Raw genomic sequence first — 3,820 nt, 5'->3', positions numbered from 1 at the left:
ACCGACGCCAGCTCGGCCGGGCAGGGCGCCGCCGGCGAGGACAAGGCCGGCCCCGCCGAACCCGCCGCAGAGAGCGACCCCGCCCGCGCCTGACACGAGGCAGGCACAATTGCCCCATGGAGATCGTTGACGCAGGGCGGTTCCTCCCGGCCCCGGACGGCACCGCCCGGTACGTGGAGCAGCTGCGGGTACCGGCGCTCAGCGTGGGGACCTATTCGATCCCGGCCGGCGCGGTGGACGACCAGGAGCCGCACGCCGAAGACGAGATCTACGTCGTGCTGAGCGGCCGCGGCACTTTCAGCGCCGGCGGCCGCACGATCGACGCAGTCCCTGGCAGGACGCTCTTCGTCCCGGCCGGTGAGGACCATCGCTTCCACGACGTCACCGAGGACCTGACCGTCCTCGTATTCTTCGCTCCCGCGTACACGGGACGTCCCTGACCTGCCGTCACGCCGCGATCGCGTAGGGGCGCGGGGCGCGGCGCAGCCACTGCCAGAACGACCGGCGCGGCGGCCGCGCGCTGATGTGCCCGCTGCCGCACTTGCCCGTGACGTCGATCCGCAGCAGCTCGGGCACGTCCGTGCCCCACGGCGCGCGCACCTGGACGCGACCGTTGCGCACGGTCACGTCGTCGGCGTCCACCACGATGCCCGGCTTGGTGATCAGCGTGATGTGCCCGCTGCGGACGTCGGCGTCGATGTGCAGCATCCGCTGCAGGATCACGGCCTCCGTGAAGTCCAGCGTGATGTGGCCGCTGGAGACTTTGAGATCCATCCGGTTCGGGACGACCCAGCGCCCGCGGCGCTCCGCCCGACCGCTCGAGCAGTGCAGCCGGATCAGGTCCTTCGGGGCGGAGGGGGCCACCACGGGCGACAGCGACGTCGGTGACAGGGACGCCGGCGACACGGCCGTCCCGGCGGCGGGCAGGTCGGCGACGAGCGCAGCCAGCTCGGCGTACGTCCGGGCGGTCAGCGCCAGTTCCAGCCGTTCGTCCAGCTCCTCGGGGGACAGCCGTCCGTCGCCCGCGGCCACCCGGAGCTGCTCGACCACCAGGTCACGATCCGCGTGCGACGCGCGCAGCGTGCCCGGGGCGCTGGGGGCGCTAGGGGCGCTAGGGGCGTCTGGGACGCTAGGGACGGCCGTCGGGGCAAGGCCGCGATCGCTCGGTTGGGGGTCCGCCATAGGACAAACTGTAGGACACCGGATTGCCGCCCGCTACGGACGCCAGCATGGGCGCAGCACAGACGCCCAGCATGGACGCCCAGCTACGCTGGGTTACCCCGCGGCCCGCGCCAGCCGCGGCCGCCCGGCGCGCTTGACCGGCCGCGCGGCGGCCAGCATCTCGCCCACCGGCTTCTCGGTCACCATGGCCCCGAACGCGTCGGCGTCCATCGTGACGCGCCGCGGCAGGTCCTCGCCCGGCAGGTACAGGTCGAGCACCGCCACCCGCAGCGTGTCCTTCTCCAGGCCCAGTGCCTCGTCCGCGAGCGCCTCGATCTCCACCGGCCCGTCGCCGAGGTCGGGGTGCTCGTGGATCACGATGCGCGCCAGCGAGTCCTCCCGCATGATGAGCTGGCCGCTCAGATCGCTGAACCGGACAGTCTTCTGGCCCATTATTCGACCCCTCTTTCTAGACCTCTCGCGTTGGGGTCAACACTGCCGGAAACCTGTTCGTTTGTCAAACGCGTGTTCCATGTGAAACCACTATACGAAATTACTCTCGACAGCGCCGCGAGCCACGCTGGCGGCCGCCAGGCACAGGCGGTTCCGCTCAGTTCAGGGCGGCCGCCAGCCGCGATCCCGGCAGCACCTTAGCCCCCGTCAGCGCCCTGGGTAACGACCACTGTTGTTTCCGCTGGGTGAAGCTGAACCAGTTTCCCGAATCGTCCCGCAGGATGGCCTCGATCCCGTAGGGCCGCTCGGCGGGCGGCGAGGTGAACTCGACGCCGCGCTTCACCAGCGTCTCGTAGTCGCCCCGGCAGTCGGACGTCGCCATGACGCCGGGGGACAGCGCGCCCTTCGCCACCAGGCCGCGGACAGCGGCCGCGGTCTGCTCGTCGAGCATGGAATGCGACGGGTCCATCAGCAGGAAGTGCTGGCCGGTGTTCCCCGGCGGCTGGACGGTGAGCCAGCGCATGCCGTTGTCGAGCTTGATGTCGGTGGTGAGCTCGAAGCCGAGTTTCTCCGTGTAGAACTCCTTGGCCGAATCCTGGTCGAGCACCCAGACCGACACGATGTCTATTCCGTTGATCATGTGCCAGACGGTACGCCGCCGGCCGGGTCGCCGGCTTCTCCGGAAGTGCGGTCTTGCCCGGCCGCGGGCGCGGGCGCGGGGCCGTCCGGCAGCCCGGTCTCCCACATCAGCGCGAAACAGCCGGGTATCGGCGCCGGACCGCCCCGCGCCGCGGCCTCCGTCCGATACCGCGTCGGGGACATGCCGGTCTGCTCGCTGAACCGGCTGCTGAACGTGCCCACGCTGCTGAAGCCGACCAGGTAGCAGATCTCGGTCACGGTCAGGTTGGCGGAACGCAGCAGTTCCCGCGCCCGTTCCACCCGCCGCCGCGTCCGGTAGCGCCCGGGGGTATCCCCGTACGCCGCGCGGAAGGCGCGGATGAAGTGCTCCCGCGAGTACCCCGCGTCGCTGGCCAGCGCCGCGATCGCGATCTCCTCGCGGTAGTCCCTGTCGATCCTGTCCCGCGCCTTCCGCAGCATCCGCAGCGAGCTGACGTCCGCCTTCCGGTAGGTCACAAGCCGGAGCCTAACCCGAACGTCACGCGTCGCGGTGGACCAGCAGCCAGCCGCCAGCGGCCAGCAGCGCGGCCGGATACAGCGCCACGATGCCGAGCTCCAGCCAGGGCGACCAGGTGAATCCCGCCACGGGCTTGACGGCCGCGAGCGAGTTCCCCGCGATCAGCTCTGGCATGAACTTCCCGGTCGCACGGGACGCCGCGCCGGTGATGAGCGGGAGCACGAACAGGCCGCCGACGAGCACGCCGACCGCGGCCGCGCCGTGCCGGAGGATCGCGCCGATGCCGAGCCCGGCCAGCCCCGTGAGGGCCAGGTAGGCGCCGGTCATCAGGACCGCGCGCAGCACCGCGGGGTCGCTCAGGGACGGGTGCGGCACCGACGACCGCAGCGCGGCCATCCCGCCGAGGAACGACGCGACGACCGTGATCTCCCCGGCGGCCAGGCAGACCGCGCCGAAGACAACAGCCTTGGCGGCCAGCACCAGCCCCCGCCGCGGCATCGCGGCGAACGTGACCCGGACGAGGCCGGAGGAGTACTCGCTGGTCATGGCCAGCACGCCGAGCACGCCGGTGATCACCTGGCCGACGAGGGCGCCGGCCAGCACGTTGCTGGTCGGGTCGCCGGTCACGCTGCGCGTGTTGTAGCCGGCGACGACGCCGAGGGCAACGGTCGCGACCATCCCGCCCGCCAGCACCCACCGCGTCGAACGCAGCGACCGCAGCTTGATCCATTCCATCCGGGCGGCCTCCCGGAATCCGTAGCGCGTGTCCACTGAGATCACCGAATCCCTTCCGTGAGCCCGAAGAACCCCTCTTCGAGCGACCCGCCGCCCCGCGCCGTCAGCGCCCCGACGGTCGTGTCCGCGAGCAGCCGGCCGCCGCCGATCACCAGCAGCCGGTCGGCGGTCAGCGCCATCTCGCTGATCAGGTGGCTGGAGACGAACACGGTCCGGCCGCGGGCGGCCAGCGACCTGATCAGGTCCCTGATCCAGCGCACCCCCGCCGGGTCGAGCCCGTTGACCGGCTCGTCGAGCAGCAGCACACCGGGGTCGCCGAGCAGCGCCGCCGCGATG

The 3,820-nt window shown here is 71.6% G+C and carries 7 protein-coding genes; 1 reads left to right on the top strand and 6 read right to left on the bottom strand.

Annotation, left to right across the window (positions count from 1 at the left end):
- The first annotated feature begins 116 nt into the window (after positions 1-116).
- Positions 117-440, top strand: a complete 324-nt coding sequence (locus WA805_RS26055) for a cupin domain-containing protein (protein WP_422285587.1) — start codon at positions 117-119, stop codon at positions 438-440.
- A 7-nt stretch (positions 441-447) separates the two neighbouring features.
- On the opposite strand, the gene WA805_RS26050 is transcribed toward WA805_RS26055, so the two are convergent.
- The 6 genes from WA805_RS26050 to WA805_RS26025 form a co-directional block, all read right to left on the bottom strand.
- A complete protein-coding gene (locus WA805_RS26050; RefSeq protein WP_424563941.1) occupies positions 448-1,182 on the bottom strand; it encodes a DUF1707 SHOCT-like domain-containing protein in 735 nt (244 codons plus the stop codon).
- 93 nt (positions 1,183-1,275) lie between these two features.
- Positions 1,276-1,614 (bottom strand): hypothetical protein, encoded by a 339-nt coding sequence (locus tag WA805_RS26045; RefSeq protein ID WP_422285585.1) that lies wholly within the window; start codon positions 1,612-1,614, stop codon positions 1,276-1,278.
- Between the two features lie 157 nt (positions 1,615-1,771).
- A complete protein-coding gene (locus tag WA805_RS26040; RefSeq protein WP_424559075.1) occupies positions 1,772-2,254 on the bottom strand; it encodes a VOC family protein in 483 nt (160 codons plus the stop codon).
- On the bottom strand, positions 2,251-2,748 hold the full coding sequence (locus tag WA805_RS26035; protein WP_422339524.1) for a helix-turn-helix transcriptional regulator: 498 nt from the start codon (positions 2,746-2,748) through the stop codon (positions 2,251-2,253). Before WA805_RS26035 ends, WA805_RS26040 begins: the two co-directional genes overlap by 4 nt.
- A gap of 22 nt (positions 2,749-2,770) precedes the next feature.
- A complete protein-coding gene (locus tag WA805_RS26030; RefSeq protein ID WP_422280230.1) occupies positions 2,771-3,520 on the bottom strand; it encodes a hypothetical protein in 750 nt (249 codons plus the stop codon).
- A 5-nt stretch (positions 3,521-3,525) separates the two neighbouring features.
- A partial coding sequence (locus tag WA805_RS26025; protein ID WP_425243668.1) for an AAA family ATPase occupies positions 3,526-3,820 on the bottom strand: 295 nt, incomplete at its 5' end.

The organism is Trebonia sp., assembly GCF_049794275.1.
Lineage (GTDB): Bacteria > Actinomycetota > Actinomycetes > Streptosporangiales > Streptosporangiaceae > Trebonia.
Note: the sequence above shows the minus strand (reverse complement) of the source record. Positions and strands in the feature narration are given on the sequence as shown.